The organism is Candidatus Polarisedimenticolaceae bacterium (assembly GCA_036275915.1).
Lineage (GTDB): Bacteria > Acidobacteriota > Polarisedimenticolia > Polarisedimenticolales > DASRJG01 > DASRJG01.
Map to the genome: position 1 here is coordinate 94830 of DASUCV010000010.1, position 20032 is coordinate 114861.

The 20032-nt window shown below is 68.1% G+C and carries 12 protein-coding genes; 3 read left to right on the forward strand and 9 right to left on the reverse strand.

The features are described from left to right. The first annotated feature begins 5 nt into the window (after positions 1-5). Positions 6-7826, forward strand: coding sequence for a hypothetical protein (locus VFV19_09195; GenBank protein HEX4824477.1), 7821 nt, complete (start codon positions 6-8; stop codon positions 7824-7826). Positions 7827-7829: 3 nt separating this feature from the next. On the opposite strand, the gene VFV19_09200 is transcribed toward VFV19_09195, so the two are convergent. The 3 genes from VFV19_09200 to VFV19_09210 form a co-directional block, all read right to left on the reverse strand. Beyond that, entirely contained in the window at positions 7830-9110 is a 1281-nt protein-coding gene (locus VFV19_09200) for a GNAT family N-acetyltransferase (protein ID HEX4824478.1), read from the reverse strand. 21 nt (positions 9111-9131) lie between these two features. After that, positions 9132-9791, reverse strand: coding sequence for a hemolysin III family protein (locus VFV19_09205; GenBank protein HEX4824479.1), 660 nt, complete (start codon positions 9789-9791; stop codon positions 9132-9134). Between the two features lie 115 nt (positions 9792-9906). Continuing rightward, positions 9907-11316 (reverse strand): tetratricopeptide repeat protein, encoded by a 1410-nt coding sequence (locus tag VFV19_09210; GenBank protein HEX4824480.1) that lies wholly within the window; start codon positions 11314-11316, stop codon positions 9907-9909. 511 nt (positions 11317-11827) lie between these two features. Between VFV19_09210 and VFV19_09215 the strand changes: the two genes are divergently transcribed. Together VFV19_09215 and VFV19_09220 are read left to right on the forward strand one after the other, a co-directional pair. Next, complete coding sequence (locus tag VFV19_09215) at positions 11828-12778, forward strand: SdrD B-like domain-containing protein (GenBank protein ID HEX4824481.1); 951 nt, start codon at positions 11828-11830, stop codon at positions 12776-12778. Positions 12779-13108: 330 nt separating this feature from the next. Further along, positions 13109-13387: a hypothetical protein gene (locus VFV19_09220; GenBank protein HEX4824482.1), complete on the forward strand. Its 279-nt coding sequence runs from the start codon at positions 13109-13111 to the stop codon at positions 13385-13387. A 37-nt stretch (positions 13388-13424) separates the two neighbouring features. Here the strand turns inward: VFV19_09220 and VFV19_09225 are convergent, their stop codons facing one another. From VFV19_09225 to VFV19_09250, 6 genes are read right to left on the reverse strand one after another with little or no spacing between them, the layout of a single operon-like run. Beyond that, positions 13425-14210: a succinate dehydrogenase/fumarate reductase iron-sulfur subunit gene (locus tag VFV19_09225; GenBank protein HEX4824483.1), complete on the reverse strand. Its 786-nt coding sequence runs from the start codon at positions 14208-14210 to the stop codon at positions 13425-13427. Further along, complete coding sequence (locus tag VFV19_09230) at positions 14207-16120, reverse strand: fumarate reductase/succinate dehydrogenase flavoprotein subunit (GenBank protein HEX4824484.1); 1914 nt, start codon at positions 16118-16120, stop codon at positions 14207-14209. Before VFV19_09230 ends, VFV19_09225 begins: the two co-directional genes overlap by 4 nt. Positions 16121-16122: 2 nt before the next feature. Next, positions 16123-16815 (reverse strand): succinate dehydrogenase cytochrome b subunit, encoded by a 693-nt coding sequence (locus tag VFV19_09235; protein ID HEX4824485.1) that lies wholly within the window; start codon positions 16813-16815, stop codon positions 16123-16125. Positions 16816-16874: 59 nt separating this feature from the next. After that, the gene (locus VFV19_09240; protein HEX4824486.1) at positions 16875-18530 is read right to left on the reverse strand and encodes a M28 family peptidase; all 1656 of its coding nucleotides are present in this window, start codon (positions 18528-18530) and stop codon (positions 16875-16877) included. A 1-nt stretch (position 18531) separates the two neighbouring features. Continuing rightward, positions 18532-19095 carry a flavin reductase family protein gene (locus VFV19_09245; GenBank protein HEX4824487.1) on the reverse strand — a complete coding sequence of 188 codons (564 nt, stop codon included), beginning with the start codon at positions 19093-19095 and terminating at the stop codon, positions 18532-18534. Further along, a complete protein-coding gene (locus VFV19_09250) occupies positions 19092-19985 on the reverse strand; it encodes an MBL fold metallo-hydrolase (protein ID HEX4824488.1) in 894 nt (297 codons plus the stop codon). The genes VFV19_09245 and VFV19_09250 overlap by 4 nt, the downstream gene beginning before the upstream one ends. Positions 19986-20032: the final 47 nt, after the last annotated feature.

Below are 20032 nucleotides of genomic sequence, written 5' to 3' on the forward strand. Positions count from 1 at the left end.
CCGCCATGCATCAGGGACGTGTTGTCGTCACGGTAGCGATCGTTCTCCTTTCCGCGCTCGCGGCCCGACCGGCCGGACGTGACGCGTCGCGCTTTCACGTGGCGACCGGGCCCGGCGGGGTGCCCTGGGTCGCGGGCGGCGTCCCGCGCGGCGACGACCCCGGCGACGTGGTGATCGCGACGTCGGATCCCGGCGGGCACACGCTCGGCGATCTCTTCTGGATCGGTGGGCCCGGGCGTGACGACGTGCGGGCGCTCGCGGTCGACGGCTCGGGCCAGGTGTGGATCGCGATCACGAACGACACGCCCTCGCCCCACGACGACGTCCTCAAAGTTTCGCCGCGGGGCGACGTGCTGGCGACATGGGCGGCGCCGAAGGGTGCGGAGGTCGATGCCCTCGCGGTCACGGCGGACGGCGGCGTCGTCGCGGCCGGGTCGTCCCTCAACTTCCTCGATCGCGACGCGGCGTTGGTGCGCGCGCTGCCGCTTCAGGCGGGAGACTTCGCGACCTCGGTCGCGATCGCGATCGACGGATCGGTCATCGTGGGAGGCTCGTCGACGAACGGTGGGTTCGTCGAAAGCTCCGGCAGCCCGTGGCGTGTCGCGACGTCGCCGTCTCGCCGGCTCGAGCGCGCGCCGGACGGCGGCGTTCAGAGCCTCGACGCCTTCCAGCGCGTGACGCGCGTCGATCCACTGACGGGGCTCGTGTCGCCGGTGGCCGACTCGGACATCGCGCCGGTGCTCCGCCTCCTCTCCGGCCGGTCGAGCGTTGCGCGCCTCCGAGGCGTTCCGATCGACGATGCCTCGGCGACCGGGGACGGCGCCTCATGGATCGTCGGCGAGAGCGCGGGCACGCTTCCCGAGAAATCCCTCGCCATCCCCGGGACGCAAGCGTTCCTCACGCGCGATCCCGTGGCGCCGACGGCGGTCTGCCCCGGCACGGTCAACTTCGACAACTCGGCCGGCACCGGAGTCTGGGAGACGCCGGCGAACTGGGACACGAACACCGTGCCGGGCCCCACCGACGACGTGTGCATCGACGGATTCACGGTGACGATGGCGGTCGGTGCGCAGTCGGTGCGCACGCTCTCCGCCGGAACGACCGGCGTGCTCAACGTCGGGGCGGGCTCGCTCGACATCGCGCAGGACGCTTCGCTCCGCGCGTTCAATCTCGGCGGCGGAGCGGTGACCGGCGCGGGGACGATCGTGATCAACGGCCTCTTCACGTGGTCGAACGGCCAGCTCAGCGGAACCGGAACGGTCACCGCCGCCGGTGGCACTGCCATCACCAACAGCCCCATGCTCGACGGGCGGCGCCTCATCAACCCGAGTGGGCAGACGATGACGTACGCGTCGGCCAACACCGGCTTCAACTTCGCCAACGGGGCGGTCCTCCAGAACGACGGAACCTTCGATTCGCAGGCGGACAACCTTCTCCAGTGGACGGGCGCCGGCACCATCGGCGCGCTCCAGAACAACGGCACGTACAAGAAGTCGGGCGGCGGCGGCAGCTCGATCTTCTCGGTCGACGTGACGAACGCCGGGGCGATCCAGGCGCAGAGCGGGACGGTGCGGTTCTCGCGCGACCTCGCCTCCACGGGAACGGTCTCGGCATCGTCGGGCGCGACGCTCGAGTTCCTCACGGGGACGCACACGCTCAATCCGGCGCCGGCGGTACCGGCCGGCGCGACGCTCGTCGCCGACGGCGGAACCGTCACGTTCGGCGGCGCCTACAACCCGCTCGGCACGACGACGGTCAGCTCGAACAGCCTCACGCTGAACGGCTCGCCCAACGTGCTCGCCAGCCTTTCCCAGAGCGGCGGAACGCTGACCGGGCCGACCGATCTCTCCGTGAGCGGGTCGTGGACGTGGTCGGGAGGCGCGCTCAGCCAAACGGCCACCGGTACGAAGGCCACGGCCCTCGGCGGGATCGCGCTCTCCGGCAGCCAATCGCTCGATGGACGCCGCCTCGTCAATCCGGCCGGGCAGACGATCGCCTACCCGACTCTCAATTCCGCCTTGAGCCTCTCGAACGGTGCCGTCCTCCAGAACGACGGCACGTTCGACTCGCAGTCGGACAACACCATCCAGTGGACCGGCGTCGGAACGGTCGGCACGCTTCAGAACAACGGCACCTACAAGAAGTCGGGTGGAACCGGAACGTCCCAGCTCGCCGTCACGGTGACGAGCCCGGGAGCGATCCAGGCCCAGACCGGGACGGTGCGATTTCAGCGCGACTTCGCTTCGACCGGCGCCGTCTCGGCTTCCTCCGGTGCCACTCTCGAATTCATCACCGGTACACACACGTGCACTCCGGCGCCGACGGTGGCGGCCGGCGCGACGGTGCTCATCGACGGCGGCCTCGTCACCTTCGGCGGCGGCTACAACCCGCTCGGCGCGACCTCGATCAGCGCGTCCACTCTTACGTTGAACGGCTCTCCGAACGTGCTGGCGAGTCTCTCTCACAGCGGTGGGACGCTGACCGGTGCGACCGACCTTTCGGTGACCGGCTCATGGGCATGGTCGGGGGGCTCACTGTCGCAAACCGCTCCGGGCACCAAGGCGACGGCGCAGAGCGGCATCGCGCTCTCCGGCGGCCCATCGCTCGACGGACGCCGTCTCGTCAATCCTGCCGGACAGTCGATCACCTTCCCGTCGACCAGCGCCGCCTTCAACCTCTCGAACGGAGCCGTCTTCCAGAACGACGGGACGTTCGACTCGCAGTCGGACAACGCGATGCAGTGGACCGGCGCCGGCACCATCGGCGCCCTCCAGAACAACGGCACCTACAAGAAGTCCGCCGGCACCGGCACCTCGACGCTCTCGGTCGCCGTCACGAACCCGGGGACGATTCAAGCGCAGACCGGGACGGTCCGCTTCCAGCAGGATCTCGGCTCGACCGGAACGGTGACCGCATCTTCGGGGGCGACGCTCGAGTTCACGCAAGGCACGCACACGCTCAATCCGGCGCCGACGGTAACGGCGGGCGCGACGCTCCTCGCCGACGGCGGCGCGGTGACCTTCGGCGGAAATTACGATCCACTCGGCGCGACGATCCTCAGCTCCAACCTCCTGACGCTCAACGGCGCGACCAACGTACTCGCGAGCCTCTCCCAGAGCGGCGGCACGCTGACCGGGCCGGCCGACTTCTCGGTGGCCGGGGCGTGGACATGGTCCGGCGGCACGCTCAGCCAGACCGCCGCGGGGACCAAGGCGACGGCGCAGAGCGGCATCGCGCTCTCCAGCGGCATGACCCTCGACGGCCGGCGGGTCGTCAACCCGGCCGGCCAGACGATCACCTTCCCGTCGCAGAACGCCGCCTTCAACCTCTCGAACGGCGCCGTCCTCCAGAACGACGGCACGTTCGACTCGCAGTCCGACAACCTGATCCAGTGGACCGGCGCCGGCACCATCGGCACCCTCCAGAACAACGGCACCTACAAGAAGTCCGCCGGCACCGGCACCTCGACGCTCTCGGTCGCCGTCACCAATCCCGGGACCATCCAGGCCCAGACCGGAACGGTCCGTTTCCAACAGGATCTCGGCTCGACCGGAACGGTGACCGCATCATCGGGGGCCAAGCTCGAGTTCGTCAACGGAACGCAAACGCTGAATCCGGCGCCCACGGTGCCCGCGGGTGCGACGCTCATCGCCGACGGCGGGGCGGTCACGTTCGGCGGCGCGTACAACCCGCTCGGCGCGACGGTGCTCAGCTCGAATCTCCTCACGATGAACGGCTCGCCGAACGTGCTCGCGAGCCTCGCCCAGAGTGGCGGCACGCTCACGGGATCGGCCGACTTCTCCGTGACCGGCTCGTGGACCTGGTCGGGCGGCGCGCTCGGCCAGGGCGCCTCCGCGGCCAAGTCCACGGCGCTCGGCGGCATCGCGCTCTCCGGCGGCATGACGCTCGACGGGCGCCGCCTCATCAACGCCGCCGGACAGACGATCACGTACCCGACGCCCAGCACCGCCCTCAGCCTCGGGGACGGCGCCGTCCTCCAGAACGACGGCACCTTCGACTGTCAGGCCGACAACTACCTGCAGTGGAGCGGCGCCGGCGCGATGGCCGTCCTCGAGAACAACGGAACGTTCCTGAAGTCGGCCGGCAGCGGTGTCACGACCCTCGCGCTGACGACGAACAACTCGGGCACGATCCAGCCCCAGACCGGCACGATCCGCTTCCAGCAGAACCTGAGCTCGACCGGAACGCTGACCGCCTCGGCGGGCGCCACGCTCGAGTTCCTCCAGGGGACGCACATCTGCGACCCCGCGCCGACGGTGCCCGCCGGCGCGACCGTGCTCCTCGACGGAGGGAGCGTCACTTTCAACGGTGCCTACAACCCCCTCGGTGTGACCTCGCTCGTCACGAGCCAGCTCGTCCTCAACGGCTCGCCGAACGTGCTCGCGAGCTTCTCCCAGACCGGCGGCACGCTCACGGGCTCGGCGGACTTCACCGTCAGCGGCGCGTGGGGCTGGTCGAGCGGCGTGCTCAGCCAAACGGTGCCCGGCACCAAGGCGACGGGACTCTCGGGGATCGCGCTCTCGAATACGCCGCAGCTCGACGGGCGGCGCCTCGTCAACCCCGCGGGGCAATCGATGATCCTCGCCGGGACCAACAGCGGCTTCACGCTCTCGAACGGTGCCGTGCTCGAAAATGACGGCACACTCGACTCTCAGGCCGACAACTCGCTGCAGTGGAGCGGTGCAGGCGCCGTCGGCTTGATCGAGAACCACGGCCTCCTGACGAAGTCGCTGGGAGGGGGAACGAGCGCGCTCGCCGTCGACGTCCACAACCTGGGAACGATCGACGCGGTCAACGGGACGCTCCAATTCGGTCGCGACGTGACGCAGACGGCGGGCACGACGCGCCTCAACGGCGGAACGATCGGGTCGTCGTCGAGCTACACGCTCCAGGGCGGAACGATCGCCGGCACGGGAACTTTCAACGGCACGCTCACGAACGCCGGCGGTGCGATCGCACCCGGCTTCTCGCCGGGGACGATCACGATCGCCGGATCCCTCGTGCAAACGAGCGGCTCCTACGCGGTCGAGCTCGGCGGTCTGACCGCCGGCACACAGTACGACCGTCTCGACGTCACGTCGTTCACGGGCGATGCCTCTCTCGGGGGAACCCTCGACGTCACCGCAATCGGCGGTTTCACGCCGTCGCTCGGCGACGCGTTCACGGTCATGACGTACAAGTCGCACAACGGCACCTTTTCGGCGATCAATGCGCCCAACCTCGGCCCGACGCTCACCTGGAGCGTTGCGTACAACCCGACCGCCGTGATCTTGTCCGTCGTCCCGGTCGCGAACCCGGATCTCGCGGTGACGATCGGCGACAGTCCGGATCCCGTCGTCGTCGGCCAGGACCTGACCTACACGATCACGGTCACGAACAGCGGCACGGCGGTCGCGACGTCGGCGACGCTGAGCGATCCGCTGCCGGCGAGCGTCGCCTTCCAGTCGGTCCAGACGACCCTCGGGGCGTGCAACCAGTCGGCCGGCACCGTCGCTTGCAACTTCGGCGACATGGCGGTCGGCGCCTCGGCGACGGTGACGGTCGTCGTCACGCCGAGCGCGGCGGCCGAGCCGTCGATCGACAACACGGCGACCGCCGCGACGACCGCGACCGATCCGGTGCCGGCAAACGACGCGGCAACCGCGACGACGAACGTCGTCCCGCCGCCGACCGCCGACCTCTCGATCGCGCTCGCCGACAGCCCCGACCCGGTGAACGCTGGCTCGAACGTGACCTACACCGCGAGCGTGACCAACGCCGGACCCGATCCGGCGACGACCGTCGTCGCGACCGTTGCGGTCCCGGCCGGCGCTGCGTTCGTCTCGGCGACGGGAACCGGGTGGGCTTGCAACTTCGCATTGCCCACGGTGACCTGCACGCGCGCGACGCTCGCCGTGGGCGCCGCACCTGCGATCGCGGTCGTCGTCACCGCGCCCGCCTCGGGCCCGCTCGCGGGCGGCGCCGCGGTCAGCGCGGCGGAAGCCGATCCCACACTTCCCAATACCGCGACCGCCACGACCGCGGTCACGCCGGTCGCCGATCTCTCGATCACGAACACCGACGCTCCCGATCCGGTCGGCGTTGGTGCTGCGCTCACCTACACGATCACCGTCACGAACCATGGGCCGAGCAACGCGACCGCCGTCGCGGTGACCGACGCCATCCCCGCGGGCACGACGTTCCAGTCGGCCGCGGGAAGCGGCTGGACCTGCGCCTTCGCGGCGCCGACCGTGACCTGCACACGTCCGACGCTCGCCGTCGCAGCGGCGCCTGCGATCACGCTCACCGTCACCGCTCCGTCGAGCGGCGGCGCGATCTCGGACACCGCGTCCGTCAGCGCGGGGGAGACCGATCCGGTGCCGGCGAACAACAGCGCCACCGCCGGCACGAACGTCACCGCCTCCGCGGATCTCTCGATCACGAACGTCGACAGCCCCGACCCGGTGAATGCCGGATCGAACGTGACGTACACGATCACGGTGTCGAATGCGGGGCCGAGCGCCGCGACGAGTCTCATCGTCGACGGTGACATCCCGACCGGCTCGACGTTCCAGTCCGCCTCGGGCACGGGCTGGACTTGCGGATTCAATGCGGGAACCGTGACCTGCACGATGCCGACGCTCGCCGTCGCATCCGCCCCCGCGATCACCGTCGTGGTCACCGCGCCGGCGAGCGGGTCAGCGATGCAATTCCGTATCGAGGTCGGCTCGAGCACCGCCGACGCGAATCTGAGCAACAACGCCGCGACCGCCGACACGGCGGTCGCGATGGTTGACGATCTCTCGATCGTCAAGACCGCCTCCGCATCCTCGGTCGCTTCCGGAACCAACTTCACGTACACCCTCGCGGTGTCGAACGCCGGACCGTCGGCCGCATCGTCCGTCACCGTCACGGACCCGCTCCCCGCGGGCCTGACGTTCGTCAGCGCCAACGGCACCGGCTGGAGCTGCTCGCAAGCGGCAGGGACGGTGACGTGCACGCGATCGAGCCTTGCGGTCGGGGCCGCCCCCGCGATCGCGATCACGGTGAAGGCCCCGGCCAGCCCCGGTACGATCGTGAACACCGCGACGGTTGCGGCCGCCGCCGATCCCAACGCCGCGAACAACAGCTCGTCGGCGAGTGTCGACGTCACCACCTCGGCCGACCTCCGCATCACGAAGACCGCGAGCGCCGCCACGATCACCGATGGATCGACGGTGACGTACCTCCTGAGCGTCCGCAACCTCGGTCCATCGACCGCGACGAACGTCGTCGTCACCGACCTTCTCCCGTTCGAGGCGACCTTCGTCTCGGCGAGCGGCAGCGGGTGGAGCTGCACGCCTTCGCGCCGCGGCGGTTTCGACGTCGTGTGTACGCGCGCCACGCTCGGGGTGACCACGGCACCCCCGATCACGATCGTCGTCACCGTCTCGACGGGTGGGAAGGGTGGCACGGTCTGCAACAGCGCAGACGTGGCGAGCGACGCCGCGGATCCGGTGACGACCGACAACACCGACCAGGTCTGCATCAACGCCGTCCCCGCAGGGACGTGCAATAGCGTGCAAGACCTGATCGAGCAGGTCGACGACAGCGGCATCCCCGCCGGCCGAAAGGCGGTGTGGGACAAGTTCCTCACGACGACGCTCGGGGCGTCGAATCTCGGCCAGCACACCGTCGTCGCTCAGCGCCTCTCGCTCTTCACGAAGCAGGTCCGCGCCGCTCAGGCCACCGGCGCCGTCGATGCGGAGACCGCGGACTCGCTCGTCACGTGCGCCGATGCGCTGCGGCAGCAGGCCACCGGAGGGGCCGGGAAGGCGCGGCGCTGACCTTTACGCCGGCCGCCCGGCGAACAAGCTCGCAACGTAGGGCAGCTCGACTTTGCCCTCGTGCTCGTGCGCGTCGAACAGACGATCGAGCGCCGCGACCATCTCGTCGTGCCGCGGCTGGCCGGCGCCGGGAACGTACGACGACGACACGAGGCGCGCGCGCAGGCCGGCGCGGTCGAGCACTTGCACATTGTCGAAGTCGTGCTTCTCGTACGGCGCACCGAAGAACGCGCCGATCTCCTGATCCGATACGTTCTCGTGCCGCACCTTGAGGTAGTCGGTCGCGAACTCGCGGATGAGCGCTTCGTACGCTGCTGCGAACGGCGTCACATCGGGCTGGCGGATGTTCCAGATCAAGCCGGCAGCGCCGCCGGCCTTCAGGATGCGAAGGCACTCCGTGCGGAAGCGCGGCTTGTCGAACCAGTGAAACGCCTGGGCGGCGAAGACGAGGTCGACACCGCGGTCGGGCAGCGTCGTTGCCTCGGCGGGTGCATCGACGATGCGGAAGCGAAGATTCGATCCCAGCCTCGAGGCCGCGGCCTCGCGCATCACCTTGTTCGGCTCGACGGCGATCACGGTGCAGCCGGCGTCGAGGAACATCGCCGTCGAGATGCCTGTGCCGGCGCCGATGTCGGCGACCGTCCATGACGGCACGAGCCCGAAGCGCGATCGCAGGCTCTCGATGACACCCGGCGGGTAGCCGGGCCGCCCCTTGACGTAATCGTCGACGCGGTTCGTGAAGCGGTTCGCAGTCGTGATCATGTGGTCCTCGATCGCCTTGTAGAAGATGACCGTCGTCTGCATCGTGCGGTTCTCATCGTAGAAGTATCCGGGAATCCGGCCGACGCGGGTCCAGCCGAGCTTCTCGTAGAAACGTTCCGCGTAACCGCCCTCGCGCGTGTCGAGGATCAACATCGATCGTCCGGCGCGGCGCGCTTCCGCCTCGACGCCGTCCATGAGCATCTTGCCGACGCCGCGGTTCCGGTAGTCGGGGAGGACCGACACCTTCTGCACCTCAGCGCGATGCCGGCCGTTCTGCTTCGTCGCCAGCTCGAGCTGTGCGCTGCCGACGACGCGCCGGTCGTCGAGCGCGACGAGGACGATCCGCTCGCCGCGGCCGAGCGAGGCCTGGATCTGCTCCCAGTACTCGGTCGCGTCGCCGTCAGAAAGCGGATGAAGGAAGCCGAGCGGGGCGCCTTGTCCCACCGTCGCTTGAAGCAGCGACCTCAGGCCGAGGGCATGCTCCCGCACCGTCGCCGGATCGGCGGTGACCAGCCGGATCATCGAGGATCTCCCGTCGAAGCGTCACTCAGCGCAGGCGAGAAGGGCCAGGACGTGGCACGTCGTCCCCGCGACGACGAAAAGATGCCAGACGAAGTGCGCGTATTTCAAGTTGCGTGACGCGTAGAAGGCGACGCCGGCGGTGTACGCGATCCCGCCCGCGAAGAGCCACACGAGGCTCGCGTGCGGGAGGCTGCGGCAGAGCGGCTTGATCGCGATGAGAACGGTCCACCCCATGACGACGTAGAGCGGCGTGGAAAGCCCCGGCCGCCACAGCCGCCCGACGGACTTCAGGACGATGCCGATGACCGCGAGCCCCCAGATGACTCCGAACAGGGTCCACCCCCACGCCCCGTTGAGCGGCCCCAGCGAGAACGCGGTGTAGGTCCCGGCGATCAACAAGAAGATGCCGACGTGGTCGAGAACTTCGAACACCTTCTTCCAGCGCCCGTGCGGCAGGGCGTGATAGAGCGTCGACGAGAAGTACATGACCAGGATCGTCGCCGCGAAGATCGTCGAGCCGACGAGGAGGGCGAGGCCGCCGTGCCGCCCGCCCGTCGCGATGAGAACCGGGGCCGCGCCGACCGCCGCGATGAGCCCGATTCCGTGGCTGATGCTGTTGGCGATCTCCTCGCCGAGCGACTGCAACCGCACTCTGACGTCGTTGGGCTTCACGGCGTTCATGAGGAATGTTACCCCGAGGCTTCTTTTCGCGCCGTGAGGTCAAACCCGCGAGGAGTGATAGGAGATTGCGTCGGGCGGTTACCTAGGACGCTCCCGGCGGTGCGCCGCGACACCCTCAGCGACCCTCGTCATCCGCCCCGGAAGAGGCGCCCGTGCGCGCCTCATCCAGGAGCTGCCGGGCCTTCGCATAGTCGGGCCAGATCGCCACGGCCTGCTCGAGAAGCGGGATCGCCTCCTGAGCTCGTCCCTGCCGCAGCCGCGTTCTTGCGGCGTTGTAGAGCGCCTTGACCGATCGCGGAGACGCGGCGACGGTCGCCTCCGAGAGCGCCGCGGCGCCCTTGAAGTCGCCGCAGCGCACCGCGGTCCGAAAGCCGCCTGCGACGAGCAACGCTGCGAGCGTGACGGCGCGCAACAGCGCCGCCGGCACCGCTGCGAGTGCCAAGCCGAGGAGCCCGCACGCCCCGATGAGCGGCGTGTACGCCAGGCGCTCTCCGAAGATCGTCCCAATCGGGAACGCCAGATTGCCCGTCACCGCGAACGCGCACGGCAGGAACGCGACCATGAACGCTGCAGACGTTCGGCCTCGGCGGAAGAGCGCCGCCACCGTCGCGATCGCTGCCGCGACGAGAACGACCGCGACCGCCCCGGCCCAAGGAAGGATCGGCTCGACCCGGATCTGGTCGAAGCCGTAGTCGACCGTCAGCGTGCCCGGCCAGACCATCTTCAAGAGATAGCGCCCGAAGAGCAGCACCGCGTTCGCCGCGCGGGTGATTGCGTCCGCGGCGACGAGCGGGTTGTCGACGAACGGAACGTCGTGGCGCGCCCATCCGACCACCGACGCGCGGAGCAGGAGAAAAGCGACGAGCGTGCCGGCGTAGCACGCACCCCGCACGGCGACGACGCGCATCGACACAGCACCGGCCCGCGGCCGCACGACGAGCCATGCGGCTCCGATGGCGATCCACGCCGCGGCGCTCTCCTTGAAGCACAGCGCCGCGAAGAACGCCGCGACGGAGCCCGTGAGGCGAAGACCGCCCGGGCCGCGCTCCCCGTCGAGCTTCACGAAGAGCGTGAACGCGATCATCCCGAGGATCGCGGCCGCGATCTCGGCGCGCCCGACGACCCAGAGCACCGACTCGCTCGCGAGGGGATGCACCGCGAAGATCGCGGCGCCGATCCATGCGGCGCGACGCGAGACCAGCGATACGAGCATCCACGCCACGGCCAAGGTCGCCAGCGCGTGCAGGGCGATGTTGACGACGCGAAATCCTTCGCGCGACGTCGCGATGCGGCCATTCGCCGCGAGCGAGAGCACCGTCAGCGGCCGATAGAGGTCCGAGCTCTCGTGCTTCGTGCCGTACCAGTAGTCGTGCTGGAACACCGAGACCGGCCCGGCCTCCCGCACGAGCCATCGGTTGTCGAGTATCGTACGATCGTCATAGATCAACGGGTCGTGGAGCGAGGCCACGTAAGGGAGAACGGCGAGGACCGCAAGGCCCAGCACCCACAATGCGGTTCGCTTCACGCCGCGCGCTCGAGGTCGAGGCGCCAGTGAGGCCGCGCTGTTAACCGCCGGGTCGGGGTTCAAATCCCTCCTCCGGAGCCAGCTCTCTCGAAATCAAAACGTGGCGCAGTGGTTAACAGCCCTTCTTAGGAGATTGCGATCCGCTGCCAACATCCGCGGCTTCGGCGGCATGCACTCCGAGGACGTCGAGCAGTGGATGAAGGTAGGCCACCATTTCTAGCAAGAACGCGCGCCCACCCCCTCGAAATCATAACGCGGCGCAGCGGTTAGCAGCGACCCGCGACGGACATGGTGCAGCGTGACAAGCCGGATAACTACCCAGTCTTTTTGTCGCCGGATCGTGCGGACGACTTTGATCTGCGGGCACCGACTCGAGGTTCTAAATTCGCTGCGCGTAGGTGCGCGTGATCACGAACTGTCACCAGAAACCCTCTCTGACCCGCCTCCAAGTGTGTACCCTTGGGAAGCAATAGGCGTGGCGCGCACGGGCGCCAGAACAGGGAGGCAATTCATGAAACGGTTCGCAGGAGTCTGGATCATGCTTGCCGGGTTGCTCGCAGCGTCCCCGGCGCTGGCTCACCACCTCAACGGATACGTACGCTGCGACTCCAACGGTAACGGGTCGCTCGACGGCGACGATCTTCCGATCGTCGGCGCGATCGTGAACGTGACGAATACCGCCGGCACGTTTACCGCTTCGGGCACCACGGACTCGAACGGCTTTTACGACATCGCCCTCCGTTCGGACGCCGCGGACTACTACGTGGCGACTTTGGATCCGGCCAGCCTGCCCGCGGACGCGACCGTCGTGATCCCGTCGGGCGGAATCTTCTCGTTCGACTCGTTCTCGACCTCAGAAACGCGAGAGGACTGGCTCGTCAGCTCGGCCACGTGCCAAGCCGGCAACTGCTGGCTCACCGGCGGCGGCACGGTGTGGGACAAGCTCCTCAACCAGTTCGTGGCCACCAAGGATCCGAAGCTGAGCTTCGGCGGCAACGTGCACCCCGGCTGCTCGCCCACCTCGGGCGCCGGCGGCGACTGGAACGTCGTCGATCGAGGAAGGAGGCTGCACTTCCACGGCACCGATATCCCGACGGTCAGCTGCGGTAACGTGCCGGGAATTCCGCCGGGCTCCAACTCACCGAAGACCCCGTTCAATTACATCGAGTTCCAGGGAACGGGCTGGCTCCACGGCATCCAGGGGAACAAGACGAGCTACGATCTCGTTTACTTCTTCGCGCGTGCTGAGGATCGAAACGAGCCCGGCAGTCGCGGGGCCAACGATGGCGCGCTGATCGACCGGTTGTTCCTCCGCGTGTTCCTCGATCCGAACAACCCGATCGGCTCGACGGTCCTCCTCTTGGATACGGATGGGGACCCGTCCACCGTGGACCCGACACCGATCACCACCGGCAATCTTCAAATCCACATCAGCAGCTGCGACAACCCGCCTCTTCAGTGACGATCTAACCCGCTCGCGTCCGGCGTCCACCGCCGGGCGCGGGCGGGTCTTCACCATCATTTCCAAAAAAAATTCGTGGCACGGGGACCCTAGGGCCGCGCCGGGACCGTAATTCTCGGCCGCCCGAGACGCGCGAATACTTCTAGCTCCAAGGCCCGAAAACACGGTGCCGTAATTGCCCGGATTGCCGCCATCCGGGGCTGTCGGCGAACGTTCGAGTGACATCCGTAGTCATACGCTTACGACTATGGCGTTCCGTTCTGGGAATCTCATCTTGAACATCGAGCCGCGCGGGATTCAGCGACAAGATGCGCGGCGCGGGAGACGGCGATGAGAAGCAAGACGAACGGCAAGCGCAGCTCGATCATGATCGCGATCGCGGCGGGGGCCCTGTCGATGGCGCTCAGCGCCGCCCCGGTGTCCGCCGCAGGCCATGGTCAAGGCCAAGGCCAAGGCCAGGGCCAGGGCCAGGGTCAGAACAACGGCAAGAACCCCGGCCAGGGCAAAGGGAACAAACACCGGTTCGTGCTAGGGATCAGCTGGTTCCACGAGCTCTTGGGGTCGGTGGGCAGCGCGCTCAAGCACGAGACGGGCGCCGAAGGCAATTGAGCGGAGCGGACGGGGCGCTTCGCCCCGTCAATCTTCGCTAGCCGGCCCCGCCGCTTCCCGCCGTCTTCGGCCGCTTCACCATCGACGCCGCGATGTAGTCGCGGTTCATGCGCGCGATGGTCTCGATCGAGATCGACTTGGGGCAGGCTGCCTCGCACTCTGCGTGGTTGGTGCAGGAGCCGAATTGCTCGGCGTCCATCTGGGCGACCATGGCGAGGGCGCGGCGGTCGCGCTCGGCCTGGCCCTGGGGCAGAAGGCCGAGGTGGCTCACCTTCGCGGCGGTGAAGAGCATTGCGGACGCGTTGGGGCAGGCGGCGACGCAGGCGCCGCAGCCGATGCACGCGGCCGCGTCCATCGCGCGTTCGGCTGCGTCCTTGGCGATGGGGATCGTGTTCCCGTCGGGAGCGCTGCCGGTGCTCACGCCGACGAAGCCGCCGGCGGCGATGATGCGATCGAAGGCGCTGCGATCGACGACGAGATCGCGGACGACGGGGAAGGCGGCGGCGCGCCACGGCTCGATCGTGATCTCGTCGCCATCCTTGAACGTGCGCATGTGGAGCTGGCAGGTCGTCGTGGCTTTTCGCGGGCCGTGAGGCGTGCCGTTGATGACCATGCCGCACGTGCCGCAGATCCCTTCGCGGCAGTCGTGGTCGAAGGCAATCGGCTCTTCGCCCTTGTCGATGAGCCCTTCGTTGACGACATCGAGCATCTCGAGGAACGACATGTGCTCGCTGATGCCCTCGGCTCGATAGGTCACGAAGCGGCCGGGGTCGGCGGCGTTCTTCTGGCGCCAGACGTGGAGGGTGAGGTTCATCGTGCTCATTTGTAGCTTCGCGTCGCGAGGTGGACGTTCTCGAAGTGGAGCGGCTCGACGTTGCGCTTGGGGGGGCGGTCGGGGCCGGTGTACTCCCACGCGGCGACGTGGCAGAACTGGCGGTCGTCCCTGACCGCTTCGCCGTCTTCGGTCTGGAATTCTTCCCGGAAGTGGCCGCCGCAGCTCTCGCGGCGCTCGAGGGCGTCCTCGCACATCAGCTCGGCCAGCTCGAGGAAGTCGGCGACGCGGCCGGCCTGCTCGAGCGATTGGTTCAATTCCTGGCCGTCGCCGAGGACGTTGACGTTCTGCCAGAACTCTTCCCTCAGCGTGGGGATCTTCTCGAGCGCGGCGCGGAGGCCTTTGTCGTTCCGCGCCATGCCGCAGTCGTCCCACATGATTTTGCCCAGCTCGCGGTGGAACGACGTCGGCGTGCGCTTGCCTTTGATGTTGAGGAGGGAGGCGTTGCGCGCCATGACGTCGGATTCTGCTTTCTTGACGTCGGGATGGTCGGCCGCGACCTTGTCGAGCTTCGTGCCGCCGAGGTAGTTGCCGATCGTCGCGGGAAGGATGAAGTAGCCGTCGGCGAGGCCTTGCATGAGCGCCGAGGCGCCGAGGCGGTTCGCGCCGTGGTCGGAGAAGTTCGCTTCGCCGGCGACGTGGAGGCCCGGCAGAGTCGACATGAGGTCGTAGTCGACCCAGAGGCCGCCCATCGTGTAGTGGACCGCCGGGAAGATCCGCATCGGGACCTTGTAGGGGTTGTCGTCGGTGATCCGCTCGTACATCTCGAAGAGGTTGCCGTACTTCTCGCGGATCGCGTCTTCGCCGAGGCGGCGGATCGCGTCGGCGAAGTCGAGGTAGACGCCGAGCTTCGTCGGGCCGACGCCGCGGCCTTCGTCGCACACCTGCTTGGCGGCGCGCGATGCGATGTCGCGCGGGCAGAGGTTGCCGAAGCTCGGGTACTTGCGCTCGAGGTAGTAGTCGCGCTCGTCTTGCGGTATCTCGTTCGCCTTGCGGGCGTCGTTCTCTTTCTTGGGGACCCAGATCCGCCCATCGTTTCGGAGCGACTCGGACATCAGCGTGAGCTTCGACTGATACTCGCCGCTCACCGGGATGCAGGTCGGGTGGATCTGCGTGTAGCAGGGGTTCGCGAAGGCGGCGCCCTTCTTGTAGGCGCGCCAGATCGCGGTCGTGTTGCAGCCCTTCGCGTTCGTCGAGAGGAAGTAGACGTTGCCGTAGCCGCCGGTCGCGAGGACGACGGCGTCGCCGAGGTGCGATTCGATCTCACCCGTGACCATGTCGCGCACGACGATGCCGCGCGCGCGGCCGTCGACCACGATGACGTCCTGCATCTCGTGACGCGGGTACATCGCGATCTTGCCGAGGCCGACCTGGCGCTCGAGCGCCTGATACGCGCCGAGGAGGAGCTGCTGGCCCGTCTGCCCGCGCGCGTAGAAGGTGCGCGAGACCTGGGCGCCGCCGAACGAGCGGTTCGCGAGGAGGCCGCCGTACTCCCTTGCGAACGGCACGCCCTGCGCGACGCACTGGTCGATGATGTTGACCGACAGCTCGGCGAGACGGTAGACGTTCGCCTCGCGCGCACGGAAGTCGCCGCCCTTCACCGTGTCGTAGAAGAGGCGCCAGATCGAGTCGCCGTCGTTCTGGTAGTTCTTCGCGGCGTTGATGCCGCCCTGCGCCGCGATCGAGTGCGCGCGCCGTGCCGAGTCCTGGTAGCAGAACGCCTTGACGTCGTAGCCCAACTCCGCAAGCGACGCGGCGCCCGCGCCGCCGGCGAGCCCGGTGCCGACGACGAGCACGGTGTATTTCCGCTTGTTCGCCGGGTTGACGAGCTTCATGTCGGCGCGGTGCTTCGTCCACTTCTTCTCGATCGGGCCGTCGGGGACGTTCGCGCGCAGGTCCATGGCTATTTCACCACACCGGCGAGGACGGAGAGCGGCACCGCGACGAAGCCGATCGTGACGACGACGGCGAAGACGATCGCAGCGGTCTGCCGCGCACGGTCCCACTTCGGGTGCGAGATGCCGAGGGTCTGCAGCATGCTCCACACGCCGTGCCGGAGGTGGAAGCCGAGCGCGATCATCGCGATGACGTAGAAGAGCGTGACGGGCCACACCTGGAACCCGGTGACGACGTTCCGGTAGACGTCGCCGGGGGCGAACGCAGGGTGCACCGTGCCGAGCGTCATGTGGAGGATGTGGTAGACGACGAAGAGAAGGATGATGACGCCGCCCCAACGCATCGTGCGCGAGGCGTAGGTCGAGGCGTCGGGCGCCGTCTTCCGGTAACCGATCGGGCGCGCCTTCTGGTTCGTGATCGTGAGCGACGTCGCCGACCAGATGTGGAGGACGACCGCGGCCAGGAGCGTTCCGCGTGCGATCCAGATCCCGGTGCCGTGGAGGATTTCCCGGAGGAACCGCCCGTAATGGTTAATCGCCTCGTGATCGGGCAAGAAGACCTGCAAGTTGCCGATCATGTGGACGAGGACGAATCCGAAAAGGATGACGCCCGTGACCGCCATGACGACCTTGCGGCCGATCGTCGATGCGACGAAGGGGACCGGATGTTCGAGCGCAACACTCGGGGAGCCGGCGCGCATTGGGGGCGGAGGATAGCACTTCGGGCTCCTCCTCGTCGTCGCGCCGCCGTCGCGAACGCCTATCGTCCGGACGTTGCCCCGGTAGCCGCCGCGAGCGCCTTCTTTCGCGCGGCCTCGAACTCGTCGCCGGGGAACCAGGCGGGCAGTCCCGCGCCGGTCGCGACGTCGAGGCCGACGCGGTAGGCGAGGACGTCGTCGTCGACCATGCCGTCGAGGTTCCAGTCGGGCGTCACCTCATCGCTCGGCTGGTGGTAGCGGTGCGTCCGGTAGTCGGCTTCCTTCGCCTTGCCCCAGCCTTCGGGCCGTCCAACGTAGGTCTGGCCTGACTTGAAGTAGAGGGCCGGCACGCCGATCCGCGCGAAGTTGAGCTGGTCGGAGCGGTAGTAGTAACCCTTGTCGGGCTCCGGCTCGTCGACCACCGTGCGCTTCTGAGCGGATGCCGCGGCGGCGAGGCGGAGCTCCATGTCCGATTTGCCGCGGCCGACGATCGCCACGTCCGACGTGCGGCCGAAGATGTTGCCGCCGTCGATGTTGAGGTTCGCGGCGATCTTTGCGACCGGGATCGTCGGGTGCGCCGCGTACCACTCCGAGCCGAGGAGGCCCTGCTCCTCGCCGCCGACGAAGAGCGCCATCACGCTCCGCTTGGGCTTGGGCGACGTCCCGGCGAACGCCTCGGCGATCGCGAGGACCTGCGCGCATCCCGACGCGTTGTCGAGGGCGCCGTTGTAGATCTTGTCGCCTTTCGCGTCCGGCTCGCCGATGCCGAGGTGGTCGTGGTGGGCGGAGTAGATCATCGTCTCGTCGGCGACGGACGGCTCCGACCCCCTGAGCACGCCGACGACGTTCGCGGTCTCGGTCTTCTTGATGGCGACGTCGAAAGCGATCGACGTCGTGATGCCGAGGGGCACCGGTGCGAACGCGGCGCTCTTCGCGGATTTGACGAGCGCGTCGAGATCCTTCCCCGCGAGCTTGACGAGGCGGCGTGCGGCGTCCTCCGTCATCCAGCTCTTGAGGCGCACGCACGGCTCGCCGGCGTCGGGCAATTCGAACCCCGTCCCCGACCACGAGGATTGAACGACGTTCCACCGGTAGCCCGCCGACGGCTCGGTGTGGATGATGATCGCCCCGGCGGCACCGGCGCGCGCGGCGCTCTCGTACTTGTAGTCCCAGCGGCCGTAGTAGAGCCGCTTCACGCCGGCGAAGAGCGCGGGATCCCAGTCGGGATCGTTGTTCATGATGAGGAGGATCTTGCCCTTGAGGTCGGCGCCCTTGTAGTCGTCCCACTTGAACTCGGGCGCCTGGATCGCGTAGCCGACGAAGACGACCTCGGCGTTCTCGATCGCGACGTGCGGCTGTTGCACGCCGGAGGCGCCGATGAAGTCGTCCCACCACTTGAATTCCGCGGCGCCCTTCGCGGTCTTGAAGCTCCAGGTCTTCGGATGCTGCATCGTGAGACCGACGATCGGGAACGGCTGTTCCCAGCTTCCGTTCGCGCCGCCAGGCGCGAATCCGATCGCCTTCAGCCGCTCTGCGAGGTACGCCCGCGCCTTCCGATCGCCGTCGGTACCGGGGCCACGCCCCGCCATCGCGTCGTCGGAGAGCGCCTTGACGTCGCGGAGGATCCCGGCCGAAGTGATCCGCTGCGCGGGATCGGCCGTCGCCTGGGCGAGGAGAACGGTCGAGGCGAGGGCGGCGAAGGCGATCGTGCGACGCATGTCAGCGCTCCTTCTTGACCCTGTCGCCGCTCGCGAGGAAGACGCCGCCCGACAGGTGGTGGATCGTCCGCTTGTCGTCGCTCACGAACTGCCAGACCCCGTCGACGAACGAGTCGGGATCGGCCCACGCCGCGACGACGTCGCCGACGAAGAGGTCGTACTTCTCCTGCATGTACGGCTCGGGCACGACCTTGCACTCGAGCCACGCTGCGCATCCTTCGATGAACGGCGCCTGCACGATCGACGCGGGCGACGTCTCGAGCGCGTACTTCTCGAACTTGTTCTCGTCCTCACCGGACGCGGTGCCGGCGGCGTAGACCGCTTCCGCCATCGCGGCGGTCGGGACGTTGACGACGAACTCGCCGGACTTCTCGATGAGCGGGCGCGTGAAGGTGTCCGCCGCGATGACCGCGGCGACCTTCGCCGGGTCGTAGTCGAGGCCCATGACCCAGGCGGCCGCCATGACGTTCTGTTTCCCGTCGGCCGCCGAGGTGATGAGCGTGGTCGGCCCGTGGTTGATGAGCTTGTACGCCCGGCGCAAGGGAACGGAGACGCGCCGGCTCATCGCTTCTTCTGGCCCTCGTAGACGGTCTCGACCCACTTCTCGATCGGGATGAAACTCGACGCGTAGCTCTTGAACTCGTCGGGAAGCCCGGCCTTCTTCGCGTCCTCGAGCGACATCCCCTTCGCGATCTCGGCCTTCACGATGTCCACCGACTTCACGAGCGTCGCGTGGAACTTCTTGAGATCGTCGAGCGTCGCCAGGGCGCCGTGCCCGGGGATGATGGAAGCGCCCGGCGGGATCCTCGCGATCATGTCGGCGACGTTTTTGATGTAGCCGTTGACGTCGCCTCCCGAGTCGACGTCGATGAACGGGAACATCCCGTTGAAGAACTGATCGCCCATGTGCACGACGTTCGATCCCTTGAAGAAGATGATCGAGTCGCCGTCGGTGTGGCCGTGCGGCACGTGGACGACCTGGATCTCCTCGTTGTCGAACCAGACGGTCACGCCGTCTTCGTAGGTGACGACCGGCAACGCCTCCTTGGGCGAGGCCTCCGTCGTCCGCCCTGGCAGCTCCTGCTTCGCCCCGAGGCGCTTGCGCACGTTCTCCTGCGCGATGATCGTCGCCTCCTTGCCGAAGATCGCGTTGCCGCCGGTGTGATCGCCGTGCCAGTGCGTATTGAGGAGGAACGCGAGCTTCCCCTCCGGCGCGAACCCCTTGATCGCCGCGCGGATCTTGTCGGCGAGCGGCGCGAACTCGTCGTCGACGACGAGCACGCCGTCGGGCCCGGCAAGCACGCCGATGTTCCCGCCGGCGCCGGTGAGCATCCACACGTTGCCCGCGACCTTCGCCGCCTTGACCTCGACCTTCGAGAAGTCGTTGCCCTGCGCCGCCGCCGGGAGCGCCGCCAGCGCGGCCAACCCGAGCACGATTCCGAGTCTCATCCGCATCGCTGTTCTCCTGATCCGGCGATCATACCCTCCAGAGGGGACAGCTT